Annotated in this window: 16 protein-coding genes; 9 read left to right on the forward strand and 7 right to left on the reverse strand. The window is 69.5% G+C overall.

The window, feature by feature from the left end; genetic code table 11:
* The first annotated feature begins 22 nt into the window (after window positions 1-22).
* From NJQ98_RS02915 to NJQ98_RS02925, 3 genes are all read left to right on the forward strand, one after another.
* Window positions 23-853 (forward strand): pantoate kinase, encoded by an 831-nt coding sequence (locus NJQ98_RS02915; RefSeq protein ID WP_262175475.1) that lies wholly within the window; start codon window positions 23-25, stop codon window positions 851-853.
* Between the two features lie 130 nt (window positions 854-983).
* Window positions 984-1727 (forward strand): 4-phosphopantoate--beta-alanine ligase, encoded by a 744-nt coding sequence (locus NJQ98_RS02920; RefSeq protein WP_262175476.1) that lies wholly within the window; start codon window positions 984-986, stop codon window positions 1725-1727.
* Between the two features lies 1 nt (window position 1728).
* Window positions 1729-4296: an AAA family ATPase gene (locus NJQ98_RS02925; protein WP_262175477.1), complete on the forward strand. Its 2568-nt coding sequence runs from the start codon at window positions 1729-1731 to the stop codon at window positions 4294-4296.
* Here the strand turns inward: NJQ98_RS02925 and NJQ98_RS02930 are convergent.
* From NJQ98_RS02930 to NJQ98_RS02945, 4 genes are all read right to left on the reverse strand, one after another.
* Window positions 4290-5123: an ABC transporter permease gene (locus tag NJQ98_RS02930; protein ID WP_262175478.1), complete on the reverse strand. Its 834-nt coding sequence runs from the start codon at window positions 5121-5123 to the stop codon at window positions 4290-4292. The genes NJQ98_RS02925 and NJQ98_RS02930 overlap by 7 nt on opposite strands.
* A complete protein-coding gene (locus NJQ98_RS02935; protein ID WP_262175480.1) occupies window positions 5120-6142 on the reverse strand; it encodes an ABC transporter ATP-binding protein in 1023 nt (340 codons plus the stop codon). The genes NJQ98_RS02930 and NJQ98_RS02935 overlap by 4 nt, the downstream gene beginning before the upstream one ends.
* Before the next feature lie 43 nt (window positions 6143-6185).
* The gene (locus NJQ98_RS02940) at window positions 6186-6362 is read right to left on the reverse strand and encodes a hypothetical protein (RefSeq protein WP_262175481.1); all 177 of its coding nucleotides are present in this window, start codon (window positions 6360-6362) and stop codon (window positions 6186-6188) included.
* Between the two features lie 65 nt (window positions 6363-6427).
* Window positions 6428-6745, reverse strand: coding sequence for a hypothetical protein (locus NJQ98_RS02945; protein ID WP_262175483.1), 318 nt, complete (start codon window positions 6743-6745; stop codon window positions 6428-6430).
* Between the two features lie 80 nt (window positions 6746-6825).
* On the opposite strand from NJQ98_RS02945, the gene NJQ98_RS02950 reads away from it, so the two are divergent.
* The 3 genes from NJQ98_RS02950 to NJQ98_RS02960 all read left to right on the forward strand — a co-directional run bounded on the left by NJQ98_RS02950 (window position 6826) and on the right by NJQ98_RS02960 (window position 9336).
* Complete coding sequence (locus tag NJQ98_RS02950) at window positions 6826-7620, forward strand: hypothetical protein (protein WP_262175485.1); 795 nt, start codon at window positions 6826-6828, stop codon at window positions 7618-7620.
* 107 nt (window positions 7621-7727) lie between these two features.
* Window positions 7728-8651, forward strand: coding sequence for a sulfide-dependent adenosine diphosphate thiazole synthase (locus NJQ98_RS02955; RefSeq protein WP_262175487.1), 924 nt, complete (start codon window positions 7728-7730; stop codon window positions 8649-8651).
* Between the two features lie 172 nt (window positions 8652-8823).
* Window positions 8824-9336 (forward strand): HTH domain-containing protein, encoded by a 513-nt coding sequence (locus NJQ98_RS02960; protein WP_262175490.1) that lies wholly within the window; start codon window positions 8824-8826, stop codon window positions 9334-9336.
* 42 nt (window positions 9337-9378) lie between these two features.
* Here the strand turns inward: NJQ98_RS02960 and NJQ98_RS02965 are convergent, their stop codons facing one another.
* The gene (locus NJQ98_RS02965; RefSeq protein WP_262175492.1) at window positions 9379-10275 is read right to left on the reverse strand and encodes a thiamine-phosphate synthase family protein; all 897 of its coding nucleotides are present in this window, start codon (window positions 10273-10275) and stop codon (window positions 9379-9381) included.
* Between the two features lie 80 nt (window positions 10276-10355).
* Entirely contained in the window at window positions 10356-10943 is a 588-nt protein-coding gene (dcd, locus tag NJQ98_RS02970) for a dCTP deaminase (protein WP_262175493.1), read from the reverse strand.
* Window positions 10944-11095: 152 nt separating this feature from the next.
* Here dcd and pth2 point away from each other — a divergent pair, with 152 nt between their 5' ends.
* The 3 genes from pth2 to psmB all read left to right on the forward strand — a co-directional run bounded on the left by pth2 (window position 11096) and on the right by psmB (window position 12930).
* Window positions 11096-11434 carry a peptidyl-tRNA hydrolase Pth2 gene (gene pth2, locus NJQ98_RS02975; protein ID WP_262178720.1) on the forward strand — a complete coding sequence of 113 codons (339 nt, stop codon included), beginning with the start codon at window positions 11096-11098 and terminating at the stop codon, window positions 11432-11434.
* Window positions 11435-11503: 69 nt separating this feature from the next.
* A complete protein-coding gene (gene psmA / locus NJQ98_RS02980; RefSeq protein WP_262175494.1) occupies window positions 11504-12238 on the forward strand; it encodes an archaeal proteasome endopeptidase complex subunit alpha in 735 nt (244 codons plus the stop codon).
* Window positions 12238-12930 carry an archaeal proteasome endopeptidase complex subunit beta gene (gene psmB, locus NJQ98_RS02985; protein ID WP_262175495.1) on the forward strand — a complete coding sequence of 231 codons (693 nt, stop codon included), beginning with the start codon at window positions 12238-12240 and terminating at the stop codon, window positions 12928-12930. Before psmA ends, psmB begins: the two co-directional genes overlap by 1 nt.
* A 23-nt stretch (window positions 12931-12953) precedes the next feature.
* Here psmB and NJQ98_RS02990 read toward each other — a convergent pair whose 3' ends face one another.
* Window positions 12954-13106, reverse strand: coding sequence for a hypothetical protein (locus NJQ98_RS02990; RefSeq protein WP_262175497.1), 153 nt, complete (start codon window positions 13104-13106; stop codon window positions 12954-12956).
* Between the last annotated feature and the right edge of the window lie 100 nt (window positions 13107-13206).

Here is a 13206-nt window from a genome sequence, read left to right on the forward strand (position 1 = left end):
CCGCGGCCTCCCAGGGGGGCCAATGAGCGACGACGCACGGGCGTTCGTGCCGGGCCACGTGACCGGGTTTTTCACCGTGGACCGGGACGAGGACCCGACGAAGACGGGCTCCCGGGGCGGCGGTATCGCGCTCTCGGACGGCGTCTCGGTGACGGTCGAGCGGGCCGAGGAAACGGCGATAGCGCTCGACGGCGAGCGAGTCGAGATGGGCGCCGTCGAGCGCGTGCTCTCGGCCCTGCGTGCGGAGGCGCGGGTCACGGCCGAGACGCCGCTGCCGCTGGGCGCCGGCTTCGGCGTCTCCGGGGGGATGGCGCTGGGCACGGCGCTGGCGGCCAACGCCGCGCTGGACCGCGGGCTCTCGTACAACGAACTCGTGACTATCGCCCACGGCGCGGAGGTCCAGGCCGGCACGGGGCTCGGCGACGTGGTCGCACAGGCGCGGGGCGGGGTCCCGCTGCGGCTGGAGCCGGGCGGCCCACAGCACAACTACGTCGACGCCGTCCCCGAGCGAGCCCGCGTGGAGTACTACACCCTGGGGGAGCTGTCGACGCCGGACGTGGTCGGCGGCGACACCGAGGCGCTGACGACCGCCGGCGAGCGCGCGCTATCGATGGCGGTCAAGGAGCCGACGCTCCCGACCGTCATGCGGGCCGCCCGGCAGTTCTCCCGGGAGGCGGAGCTACTCACCGAGGACGTCGAAGCGGTCGTCACGGACGTCGTCGAGGCCGGCGGCGACGCGGCGATGGCGATGCTGGGCGAGACGGTGTTCGCGCTCGGAACCGGGCTGACGGACGCGGGCTACGACGCCCGCTCGTGTGCCGTCTACCCCGCCGGCGCGACAGTCGAGGAGTAGGGGACACCTTGGCGGGGCAGTTCGCCGTCGTCTCTGGTAGCGGGCGACCGCCGCCGCGCCCTCGGCTGGTATGCTACGTCATGCCGTGGGGACCGAGGGCTTTTCTACACGTGCATACAGAAGGAAGTATATGAGCGACGACGTCGACGTGCCCGAGAGCCACCCGCGGTACGAGTCGCTGCTGACTCGCCACCGCATCGAGGCGGGCGTTGATATGGGTATCACTTCCCGACAGGGGCTCATCGCACAGGGGCGGGGCGAAGCGTACGACTACCTGCTGGGCGAGGAGACCATCGACAGCGCCGACCGGGCCGAGCGGGCCGCTGCCGCCTATCTCCTCTCGGCGGACCACGCTGTCATCTCGGTCAACGGCAACGCCGCGGCGCTCGTCCCCGGCGAACTGGTCGCGCTGAGCGAGGCGACCGGGGCCGACCTCGAAGTGAACCTGTTCAACCGGACCGAGGAGCGCATCGAGCGCATCGCCGACCACCTCCGCGAACACGGCGCCGAGGCAGTGAAGGGGCTGACCGCCGACGGCCGGATTCCGGGGCTGGACCACGAGCGCGCGAAGGTCGACGCCGACGGCATCGGCGACGCCGACGTGGTGCTGGTCCCCCTGGAGGACGGTGACCGCGCCGAGGCCCTCGGCGAGATGGGCAAGACCGAACTCGTGGTCGACCTCAACCCCCTCTCGCGGTCGGCGCAGGTGGCGACGGTGCCTATCGTCGACAACATCATCCGCGCCATCCCGGGCATCACCGAGCACGCCCGTGACCTCCGGGGCGACCCCGACGGCCAGCAGGCGGCCATCGATGGCTTCGACGCCGAGACGGCCCTGACCGACGCCGAGGCGGCGATTCGCGGGGACTCCTGAGATGGGGCTTTCCCCGTACATCTACGCCGACCGCCGGCTCCCCGACGAGGCGACGGTCCGTGAGACGCTGGCCGACCGAGCGCTGACGAAGTTCGGCGACGACGAGCGGCTGGAGCGGCTCCACCGGGTGTTTTACCCGGTCTTCCGCGTCGAGTACCGCTACGAGACCGGCGAGGGGAAGCTGTTCGGCACCGAGGAGCGGACGGCCGCCGCGTTGCTCGACGGGCTGTGGGAGGACAACGACGACGCGCTGGCCCGGTACACCGACGGTACCGACGACCTCGTGCGCCGAGCGACCGGCGACTACGACTTCGGCGCCGACAGGCCGACGCTCGGCCGCTCGGTGCTCATGCAGTTCCAGGTGCCGACCGACGAGGCCGAGTCCCTGCTCCCCCGGCGCATCGAGGAGTACCGAAAGCAGCGGGGCAACACGGCGAACGTCTTCCTGCGGAAGCTCCGGGAGTCCTACGGCCTGCCGGGCGATTTCGACCCCGACGGGTTCGACGCGGTCACCGATATCGAGCGCTGTTACCTGCCGTTCTGGCTGGCAGAGTTCCACGGCCCCCGTTCCGACGATGTCGCGCTGGTCGCCCTCCGGGACCCCGGGGCGCCGGCCGACGAGCTGCGCCGGCACGGCTGGCTTTCGACCTTCGTCAGCGAACAGCCCCGGCGGCTGGCCGCCTTCGGCTACGAGGCCGACCCCGACCGCGTCGAGCGGGCGATTCGCGAACGCATCGGGCAGTCGGACGAGGGCGCTGCTGGCGGGAGCGGCGATAGCGACACGGGTGGCGAGCCGACGCGAGGGGAGTCCTCGGACGCGCCGACTATCAACCGCCAGGGGTCCGACGACGGCCGACCGGAGGACGAACCGGCGGTCGTCCAGCCCGACGGCGTCGAGATGCAGGCCGAGAGCGTCGTCGAGCCGAACCCCGACCGGAGCTTCGCCGACGTGGGCGGGATGAGCGAGCTGCTGGACACGCTCAACCACAAGGTCGTCCGCCCGCTGGCAGACCCCGAGGCCTTCGAGGAGTACGGCATCGGCGTCGTCAACGGCGTCCTGCTGCACGGGCCGCCGGGCTGTGGGAAGACCCACGTCGCCGGCGCGCTGGCCGGCGAGATAGACCACGCCCTCGTCGAGGTCGGCCCCGCCGACGTGACGAGCAAGTACATGGGCGAACCGGCACAGAAGGTCGAGGAGCTGTTCGACATCGCGCGGGCCAACGCCCCCTGCGTCCTGTTCATCGACGAGATAGACGGCATCGCCGGCGACCGCGACGGCGACTCCAACATGAACTCGAGCGAGCAACAGCTGGTCAATCAGCTCCTGACCGAGCTTGAGGGCATCGCCGAGGAGGACGTGGTCGTCGTCGGCGCGACGAACCTCGTCGAGGACGTCGACGGCGCCATCCGCCGGTCGGGCCGCTTCGACGAGCGCGTCGAGGTGCCCCCGCCCGACGCCGAGGCCCGCCGGGCGATTCTCAAGCTCCACCTGGCCGGCCGGCCCACCGCCGAGGACCTCGCCCTCGAACCCGTCGTCGAGGCGACGGCGGGCTACGCCGCCAGCGACCTCGAGCTGCTGGCCGAGAACGCCGCCCGGCAGGCCCTGCGCGAGGACGCCCCCATCGGGACCGCCCACCTCCAGGCGGCCGCCGACGACTCGCAGACGAGCATCCCGGACTGGATAGACCCCGCGGACGCCGCCGAGGGTGGGGTGGTCCAGCCCGACGGCGTCGACCTGCAGGCGACGACCCTGGTCGAGCCCGACCCGGGCCGGGACTTCACTTCTGTCGGGGGGATGGACGAGCTGAAAGAGCGGCTTCGGAACACCGTCATCGAGCCGGTCCGCAACAGCGAGACGTACGACGAGTACGGCATCGACGTGCTCTCGGGCCTGCTGCTGTACGGCCCGCCGGGCTGTGGGAAGACCCACCTCGCCGGCGCGCTCGCGGGCGAACTCGGCCACAGCTTCATCGAGGTGACGCCGGCGGACCTCTCCAGCAAGTGGATGGGCGAGCCCGCCAGCAACGTCGCCGACCTGTTCGAAATCGCGCGGGCCAACGCCCCCTGTGTCCTCTTCATCGACGAAATAGACGGCGTCGCCGGCTCCCGGCGCGGGTCGACCAGCGACAACCAGCAACAGCTCGTCAACCAGCTGTTGACCGAGGTCGAGGGGGCCGCCGAACACGACGTGGTGACGGTGGGCGCGACCAACTTCGTCGAGGACGTCGACGGCGCCCTGCGCCGGTCGGGCCGCTTCGACGAGCGCGTGGAGGTCCCGCCGCCCGACACCAGCGCTCGCCGCGAGATTCTCGAAATCCACCTCTCGGAGCGCCCCATCGCCGACGACATCGACTGGGACGCCGTGGTCGACCCGACCGAGGGCTACGCCGCCAGCGACATCGAGCTGCTGGCCGAGGACGCCGCCCGCCACGCTCTGCGGGACGGCTCCGAAATCCGCCAGGACCACCTGGAGACGGCGGTCTGGGAGACCCACTCCAGCATCGAGGACTGGGGCGAGAAAGAGCGCTACGCCGAGAACGACCTGACCTCACAGCTCGGCCGTCAGTAGTCGCCCAGTACGCCAAGCCGGCGGGCCCGTCGCGTCGAGACCCGGAAGATCAGGTAGCCGCCGACGAGATAGCCAGCGGCAACCCCGACCAGCAGCGCGAGGTCCGGAACGGAGAACTCCCAGAGGCGGGTCCCCTCGACCATCGCCCGCTGGAGGAGCGCGCTGCCGTGGGCCAGCGGCAGCAGTCGGGTCCACCCGAGGTCGAACGCCGGCGCCGAGATGAGCACGATGAAGCCGAACTGGAGCAGGTTCAGCCAGTTACCCACCCGCTTGTAGAGGACGGTGATGCCCCCGGCGGCGAAGCCGAGTCCGAGCACCGAGACCACCGTGAGCGCGGCCACGGTGGCGACGGTGAGGACGTTCAGGCTGAGTGTGGTCCCCGTCATCACGAGCATCACGGCGAGGATGAGCGCCGACGTGAGAAACGTGCGGATAAGCTTCGCGACGCCTTTCAACAGCGCGACGGGCGCGAAGCCAAACGGCGTCATGACGTGGCGCTCCAGGGTACCCCACTGGACCTCGCTCCCGATGTCGTTGGAGATAGCGGAGTACGCCCCGACCGACAGCGTCCAGAGGAAGTAGCCGACAACGATGCCCTCGATGGAGTCAGTCAGCGCCTGTCCGGCGACCATTCGGCCGCCGTAGAACAGGACGCCAAAGAAAAACAGCGCGACGACGACGCCGCCGATAGCGTTGGCCGGGTAGCGGACGAATACGAGGTACTCCCGGTAGAGGACCGCCCGCATCAGGTGTCGGTAACCGGCCCGCTGCGGGGTCCCGTCGGCGGCTCCGGCAGCCGACTCAGCCCCGCGTCTCTCGGCGCTCATGGCTCGCCCGTCCCGGTGAGATCCACGAAGACGCTTTCGAGGTCCCGCTCGACGCTTCGCACGTCGTCGAGCGTGACGCCGCGGTCGTCGAGGGCGGCCAGCAGCGCGTAGAGCTCGTCGCTGTCGGCGCTGACCTCGACGCGCCCGCCGCCGTCGAACCGCTCGGTTCCGACGACCGCCCCCCGCTCGGACAGTACCGCGAGCAGGTCGCTGTCGAAGTCGGCGCTGGCGAGTTCGAGGCGGTGGCTGTCGTCGGTCCCCAGTAGCGCGTCGACGCTGTCGTCGGCGACGACCCGGCCGTCGGCCATGACGACGACCCGGTCACAGACGCGCTCGACGACGTCCATGTCGTGGCTGCTGAGAACCACGGTGAGGTCCTCCTCGGCGACGAGCCGTCGCAGCTCCCGCTGGAGCGTTCTGGAGCTCTCCACGTCGAGCCCCAGCGTCGGCTCGTCGAGAAAGACCACGCCGGCCCCGCCGGCCAGCACGCTCGCGAGCGAGACCTTCTGTTTCATCCCCCGCGAGAGGTCACGCACCGGCACGTCGGCCTTCGCCGCGAGGTCCAGCCGGTCAAGCAGGCGGTCGTGGCGGGCCGCGACCGAGTCGGGGTCGACGCCGCTGACGGTGGCGAAGTAGCGGAGGTTCTCCCGGACGGTGAGGCGCCAGTAGTCGTTGCGCGCCCCTTCGAGCATCGCGTCGACGTCCGCGTAGGCGGCTCGGGGCGACGCCCGGGCGTCGACACCGCCGATACGCACCTCGCCCTCGTCGGGGAGGACCATCCCAAGTACCGACTTGATGAGCGTCGTCTTGCCGGCCCCGTTGGGGCCCAGCAGACCGACTACCGACCCCCGCTCGATCTCGAAGGCGACGCCGTCGACCGCTGTCACCGCGCCTTCGCCAGTCCCGAAGGTCTTCCGCAGGCCGTCGACGGCGACGGCCGGCTCCCCGCTCGCTGCGCTGGGCCCAGACTCGGCTGCCCGCTCCGCGGACGCCTCTGCCACCGACTCGCTCGCTGTCATCGCCGCCCCTAGGGGGGCGAGGAAGATAAGTTACAGCCGGCGACTACTTGGCGAAGTAGCTGGTGAAAAAGCCCGAGAAGAACCCGGAGACGCCGGCGGTCAGGGCCATGTCCGAGAGATCCCACGGACCGCCGTCGTCGTCGGCCATCCAGACCGTGACGGCGACGCTGATGACGAGCGAGACGACTCCGTTGACGAGGTGTGTCTTCCACTGACCCATATCAGCGTCGTAGGGAATGGTCCCTATAGACAGTTACGCCGACTCAATTGCTAAACGAACCCGTCTCAGCCGTCACAGCAGACCGTGTACCGAACGTCGCTGTCCAGCAGCGTCCGGACCCGTTCGGTCACGCCCGCGACGGTCTCGAACGGGCCGGACTTGCTCACGGTCGCCCCATCGGCCGCGAGTTCGACCGTCCAGTGGTCGGCGCCGTCGGGGCCGTCCCGGCGCCGGACGACCAGTTCGCGGTCCGGGAGCGTCACGCTGACGCGGTCGGCGGTGTCGGCACTGACGGCCCACTCGCCGCTCTCGCCGACCCGCTCCGCCACCGCCGTTTCGACCGCGGTGTTGAGTTCCCCACCGGTCGCCGCATCGTCAGTCATACACCCGGATTCGGCGCTCGCGCGGCTAAAATGTCGCGGTGGGATGCCTTCTTGTCCGCTGGGCCCGTCCGGTCGGACGAATGCCCGTCTATCCATCGGTCCGCGACCACGCCGTCTCCCTGTGTGAGCGGGCCGGCTACGAGGTGACGGTCCGGCCCGAGCGGAGCCTCGACGGCCCGCCGGCGCTGGCCGACCCGACCGACGACGCCGTCGGGCTCGTCGAGCCCGAGCGACCGCGACCCGTCGCTATCGAACCGCTGACCGAAGCCGACATCGGCCCGTCGGGGCTCGTCCCCCGATTTGCCGACGCGCTGCGGGAGGACCGGGACTGCCTCTTCGTCGTCCCCTCCACCGAGGACACCGGGACGACGCTCACACAGGTGGTCGCGACCGTCCTGGGCGACCCGGCCTGTGTCGCCGCCGACGAGCCCGACGGCCGGCAGTTCTACACGGGGCCCGACCGGGTGCCGCTGTCGGACGGCAGCTATGCCTGTGCCCGCGCCCCCGCGTCGGACCTCCAGTGGCGCGAGGTCCGCGTCGACGAGGGCCGGCCGCGGCTCGAACTGAGCGTCGGCACCGAAATCGTCGCCGTCTTCGAACACGTCGACGCGCTGGCGGCGCCGGAACGCCACGCCTTCCAGTTCGCCTACCGCCGGGCCGACGACGGCCGCTTCGAGGTGACCGAGAACGGCGAGGTCGTCGAGCGGTTCCCCGGCCCGACGGCGATGCGCCGGGGCGGGTTCGCGCCGGTGCCGATGCCCATCGTCCCCGAACACCTCCTGCCCGAGGGCGCCGACCGCGCTCGCTGGGCCGTCTGCCAGCCGGACGGCGGCCCGGACGTCCTGACCGAGGCCGGACTGCACGCCTGGGCGTAGGCCGCTACAGTCGACTGGCGCCGTCTCCGGACTGCTCGGAACGAGACCACTCCGCTAGTCACGACATCGCAACGACTAATTACCACGCTAGAATACCACCTAGTGGTATGAAGGACTTCGACCAGTTCAGCGACGTCGGCGAGGCGGAAGTCACCCGTGCTATCGGCCAGGAGTGGACCGAGGAGTTCATGGACTACTCCGACACGGAGGTCATCATCATCGGCGGCGGTCCCTCCGGGCTGATGGCCGCCAAGGAGCTCTCCGAGCGCGGCGTCGAGGTGATGGTGGTCGAGAAGAACAACTACCTCGGCGGCGGCTTCTGGCTCGGCGGCTTCCTGATGAACAAGGTCACTGTGCGCGACCCGGCCCAGGAGATTCTGGACGACCTCGATGTGGACTACCTCCAGTCCGAGGAGAGCGACGGCCTCTACGTCGCCAACGGGCCCGAGGCCTGCTCGGGGCTCATCAAGGCCGCCTGCGACGCGGGCGCGAAGATGCAGAACATGACGGAGTTCACGGACATCGTCATCCGCGAGGACCACCGCGTCGGCGGCATCGTGATGAACTGGACGCCGGTCCACGCGCTGCCCCGGGAGATCACCTGCGTCGACCCCATCGCCGTCGAGTCCGAGCTCGTCATCGACGCGACGGGCCACGACGCGATGGCGGTCAAGAAGCTCGACGAGCGCGGCGTCCTGGAGGGCGAGGGGCCCGAGGCCGGCGACACCGGGATGGACCAGACCGGCGGCGACACCTACGGCGCCCCCGGCCACGACTCGCCCGGTCACGACTCGATGTGGGTCGGCGAGAGCGAGGACGCCGTCGTCGAACACACCGGCAAGGTCCACGACGGCCTCATCGCGACCGGCATGGCCACGGCGACGACCCACGGCCTCCCGCGCATGGGTCCGACCTTCGGCGCCATGCTCGTCTCGGGCAAGAAGGCTGCACAGGCCGCCTTGGACGAACTCCAGGTCGACGCGCCCGACGTGTCGCTGTCGACGAGCGGACCCGCGCCGGCCGACGACTAGCGAGGTTCCTCGGTACAGTCGAGCGGGCCTAACCCGCGAGACACCCCTCAACCGCTGCCCCAGCGTTCGCCCCGTCTGCCGCGGATGCCATTATTCCCCTTGTAACTCCTATACCACGGTAATACGCACACTTTTTGGGTTCTAGGGGCAACCACTGTGTGTTTGTTACACAATGACGAACGAAAGCGAACAGCTGAACGAACGACCTGTGTGTGACGACACCGACGGCTTCGTCGTCGACCTCTGGGTCAGGCGGCCGGTGTGCGGGCCCCGGACGACGGTCATCGACCGGCTGAGTACGCTGCGAGGGGCCGATGTACTCGACGACTTCGACGTGACGACCTGGCCGGAGGAGATTCCCCTGACCGGCGACAACGGCCAGGCGGAGCTACTGGAGACCATCGAGGCCTACGAGGCGTGGGCCGCCGACCGCGGGCTGAGCCTGCGGCCGCCCTTCGAGACGCGGACGGCGTCGCTGCTTGTCGGCGACAGCGAGGACGTGCTGAAGACGCCGATGCTGCTCGCGGCCGCCCACGAGGACGGCGACCTGGTCGGCATCTACCCCTGTACCGACGGAACGGAGACGTGGACCGTCCCGGAGTTCCTCGACGCGCTGGAGGCCGACGCCGAGCGCCCGCCGGGCCTGGACGACGGCTCGCCGCTATCGGAAGGGACGACGAGTTGAGCGTCCGGTACGTCCCGACGCTGACGCTCCCCTCGGCCCCGTTCACAGAACGTCGCGGGCCCACTCCGCGACGGTCACCGCGTCCGGACCGAGCAAGTAGACGACCGGCTCGACGCCCATCCCGCCGGTCTGGTACACCACGTCGACCTCGGGGTCGTCCGCGAGCGCCGCCGCTATGGCCGGTTCGAGGGCTTCCTCCGCGTCGAACTCGACGGCTGTGTGGCCAGCCGCTTCGAGCGACTCGACGACGGACTCGTCGTAACGGACGTTCAGGGCCGCGAGCGCCGGGCTACCGGCCTTGCGGGCGGCCAGGACGACCGAGGCGACGTGTTCGCTCACGCCGAACTCCGGCTCGGCCGGGATGGTCGCCCGCCCCTTCACGTCCAGAATCCGTCCCGGGACGGCGGCCACGTCGTCGATGCCCTCGCCGTCGGGCAGGGCCTGGACGAGGTTCGAGCCGACCGCCGGGATGAGCGTCGCGAAGCCGCTGGTGTTCTCCAGGACGCTGAGGCCCCGCCGGACCGACGACAGCGTCCGCTCGGCGGCCCGTAGCCGGGAATCGGGGTCGTGGACCGTGAACTCCCCGTCGTAATCCGCCAGCTCGGGAACGGCCTCCTCGTGGAGCCGGGCGAGCACACCGCCCTGTTCGAGTTCCCGGACGAACACCTCCGTCTCGACGAGGGCCTGTACGGAGCTCATCTCACCGCCCGCCAGCCCCTCGGCGATGCGCTCGACCAGCTCGGCCAGGCCGCGGTGGTCGAGCAGTTGCTCGTTGCGCTCGACCTCGCCGTGGACGTACTTCGAGACGGCGCTCTGGCTGATACCGAGCAGGTCGGCGACCTCCGACTGGGTAAGCCCGTGGTCCCGGAGCGCCTCGGCCAGCAGCGACCGGTACGTCGGCAGGAACTCGTCGACGACGACCTCTTCGATGAACCGCATGCTATCGCCCACCCCTCATTGGTCGCCTCCGAACGCCACCGAGTGTCTCGCCGATACCGTACTGACACGCGAAGCGGTCCTCATTGGTCGCCTCCGAACTCGCGGTCTCCCTGTATCTTGCTCGCCTGCGGTCCGGACTGGTCCTGGTACTTCGAGCCCCGCTCGGCGCCGTAGGGGCGGTCGGCGGGCGTCTTCAGCTCGGTGAACGTGAGCTGTGAGATGCGCATCCCGGGCGTGAGCGCGACCGGCGCGGTGCCTAGATTGGAGAGTTCCAGCGTAATCTGGCCTTTGTAGCCGGGGTCACACAGCCCCGCAGTGGCGTGGACCACAATCGCCAGACGGCCGAGCGATGACCGCCCCTCCACGTGGGCGATGAGGTCGTCGGGAATCTCGACGCGCTCGTGTGTCGTCCCCAGCACGAAGTCCCCGGGGTGGAGGATGTACTCGCCGTCGTCGTCTATCTCGGTCAGCTCGACGTACTCGTCGACCTCGGCCTCGGCGTTGGGGTGGATACAGGGGATGTTGGCGTGCTGGAACTCCAGGAACTCCCGGCCGAGCCGGAGGTCGACGCTGGCGGGCTGAATCTGGATGTCGGGGTCGTCGAGGGGTTCGACCACGAGGTCCCCCGCTTCGAGCCGCCGCAGGATGTCCGCATCGGAGAGTATCATTGTCCGTGTTAGCGACGTGGGGGACCTAAAGCATCGTGTCTCGACCCGGGCTGTCCGACCCCGTTGCTCGCCCGACCGGTAAGTGCCCTGTGGTACGTGCAACCGCGGCGGGACTCCGACGGGGGTTTATGTACCGGTCGCTATGTATGGGTATGAAGCAGGCCATCGTGGCGCGGGCCGACATCGGCATGGGCGAGGGGAAACTCGCCGCCCAGGTCGCCCACGCATCGCTGTCGGCCTACGAGGACACCGGCCGACAGGCCCGCAAAGCCTGGAAGGGCTCGGGCCAGAAGAAGGTCGTCCTCAAGGCCTCGGGCGAGTCCGAGCTGTTCGAACTCGCCGACGCGGCCGAGCGCGCTGGCCTGCCACATGCTGTCGTCAGAGACGCCGGCCACACGCAACTCGAACCGGGTACCGTCACCGCCCTCGCGGTGGGACCGGGCGAGGAAGACGTCGTGGACCGGATTACTGGCGACCTCTCGCTGTACTGAGGGTAGCGAGGGGCGGTGTGTTTATATACCAAAGACACTAACCTCAGGTGAACAACAGAGTACACCACAATGCAAGGAAACGAACAGCAGGCCTACGACCGCGGGATAACCATCTTCTCCCCGGACGGACGTCTCTATCAGGTCGAGTACGCGCGCGAGGCAGTCAAACGCGGCACCGCGAGCGTCGGTGTCAGAACTGCGGACGGCGTGGTGCTGGCCGCGGACCGACACGCCCGGTCGCCGCTCATCGAGCGCGACAGCATCGAGAAGATTCACGAGATAGACGACCACGTCGGCGTCGCGAGCGCCGGCCACGTCGCCGACGCCCGCCAGCTCATCGACGTGGCCCGTCGACAGGCCCAGGTCAACCGCCTGCGCTACGACGAGCCCGCGAGCGTCGAGTCGCTGACCAAGGAGGTCACCGACTACATCCAGCAGTACACCCAGACCGGCGGCGCGCGCCCGTTCGGCGTCGCCCTGCTGGTCGGCGGCATCGAGGACGGCGAACCGCGCCTCTTCGAGACCGACCCGTCGGGGACCCCCTACGAGTGGCAGGCAGTCGCCATCGGCGGCTCCCGCGAGGACATCCAGACGTACCTCGAAGACGAGTACGCCGAGGAGATGGACCTCGAAGCCGGCGTCGAGCTGGCGCTGCGGGCACTGGCCTCGGTCAACGAGGACGGGCTCGACGCCACGGGCGTCGACATCGCCACCATCGACGTCGAGGACCAGCAGTTCAGCAAGCTCGACGAGGACGACATCGCCGAGCGGCTGGCCGAGTTCGAACTCGGAGGTGACGAATAATGTACGACCCAGAGAACCGACTCACCGACGCCTACGAGCCCGATGTCGGCACCATCCCGTCGGACGACGAGGGCCGAGACGAGGAGAACGTCACCAAGACCGGGACGACCACCGTCGGCATCTCCACCGAGGACGGCGTCGTCATCGCGACGGACCGGCGCGCCTCGCTGGGCGGCCGCTTCGTCTCGAACAAGAACGTCCAGAAGGTCGAGCAGATTCATCCGACTGCGGCCATGACGCTGGTCGGCAGCGTCGGCGGGGCCCAGTCCTTTATCCGCTCGCTCCGCTCGGAGGCGAACCTCTACGAGGTCCGCCGCGACGAGCCCCTGTCGATTCACGCACTGGCGACGCTCGCGGGTAACTTCGCCCGCGGCGGCCCCTTCTTCGCCATCAACCCCATCATCGGCGGGGTCGACGAGGACGGCAGCCACGTCTACAGCGTCGACCCGGCCGGCGGCGTCCTGCAGGACGACTACACCGTCACCGGCTCCGGGACGATGGTCGCCACCGGGACCATCGAGGGCAACTACGACCCCGAGATGAGCGTCGAGGAGGCCCGCGCGCTGGCTATCCGCGCCGTCGAGGCCGCGGCCGAGCGCGACACCGGCTCCGGAAACGGCATCGTGCTGGCCGAAATCACCGCCGACGGCGTCGATATCGACCGGTTCGACGACTACGACTCGGCGGAGTAGTCGACCCGTTCGTTTTCGCCGCGCTAGCGAGGCACGTCGACCCAGCCGGATATCCACGCGTCGTCGGCCGCCGGCAGATGCGCGACTCTGATGCCGCCGAACTCCTCTATCTCGACCTCGGTTCGCTTCCACCTGTCGGTCGGTTCGCCGTGTCGTTCGCTGTCGCGCTCGGCCACCTGATGACACCTATCCGACGCTCTTCGCGGGGTCGCCCTCGTTATGCTCCGCCTAAGCCGAGCCCTTAGAGCGGTTCATATCGCCCCATAGCTCTCTATA

Origin of the sequence: Haloarcula laminariae (assembly GCF_025457605.1) — an archaeon.
Classification (GTDB): domain Archaea; phylum Halobacteriota; class Halobacteria; order Halobacteriales; family Haloarculaceae; genus Haloarcula; species Haloarcula laminariae.

Excerpts from the sequence above, each read along its gene's own strand:
- NJQ98_RS02915 (WP_262175475.1), top strand. The coding sequence starts at position 23 with ATGAGCGACGACGCACGGGCGTTCGTGCCGGGCCACGTGACCGGGTTT.
- NJQ98_RS02920 (WP_262175476.1), top strand. The coding sequence starts at position 984 with ATGAGCGACGACGTCGACGTGCCCGAGAGCCACCCGCGGTACGAGTCG.
- NJQ98_RS02925 (WP_262175477.1), top strand. The coding sequence starts at position 1,729 with ATGGGGCTTTCCCCGTACATCTACGCCGACCGCCGGCTCCCCGACGAG.
- NJQ98_RS02930 (WP_262175478.1), bottom strand. The coding sequence starts at position 5,123 with ATGAGCGCCGAGAGACGCGGGGCTGAGTCGGCTGCCGGAGCCGCCGAC.
- NJQ98_RS02935 (WP_262175480.1), bottom strand. The coding sequence starts at position 6,142 with ATGACAGCGAGCGAGTCGGTGGCAGAGGCGTCCGCGGAGCGGGCAGCC.
- NJQ98_RS02940 (WP_262175481.1), bottom strand. The coding sequence starts at position 6,362 with ATGGGTCAGTGGAAGACACACCTCGTCAACGGAGTCGTCTCGCTCGTC.
- NJQ98_RS02945 (WP_262175483.1), bottom strand. The coding sequence starts at position 6,745 with ATGACTGACGATGCGGCGACCGGTGGGGAACTCAACACCGCGGTCGAA.
- NJQ98_RS02950 (WP_262175485.1), top strand. The coding sequence starts at position 6,826 with ATGCCCGTCTATCCATCGGTCCGCGACCACGCCGTCTCCCTGTGTGAG.
- NJQ98_RS02955 (WP_262175487.1), top strand. The coding sequence starts at position 7,728 with ATGAAGGACTTCGACCAGTTCAGCGACGTCGGCGAGGCGGAAGTCACC.
- NJQ98_RS02960 (WP_262175490.1), top strand. The coding sequence starts at position 8,824 with ATGACGAACGAAAGCGAACAGCTGAACGAACGACCTGTGTGTGACGAC.
- NJQ98_RS02965 (WP_262175492.1), bottom strand. The coding sequence starts at position 10,275 with ATGCGGTTCATCGAAGAGGTCGTCGTCGACGAGTTCCTGCCGACGTAC.
- dcd (WP_262175493.1), bottom strand. The coding sequence starts at position 10,943 with ATGATACTCTCCGATGCGGACATCCTGCGGCGGCTCGAAGCGGGGGAC.
- pth2 (WP_262178720.1), top strand. The coding sequence starts at position 11,096 with ATGAAGCAGGCCATCGTGGCGCGGGCCGACATCGGCATGGGCGAGGGG.
- psmA (WP_262175494.1), top strand. The coding sequence starts at position 11,504 with ATGCAAGGAAACGAACAGCAGGCCTACGACCGCGGGATAACCATCTTC.
- psmB (WP_262175495.1), top strand. The coding sequence starts at position 12,238 with ATGTACGACCCAGAGAACCGACTCACCGACGCCTACGAGCCCGATGTC.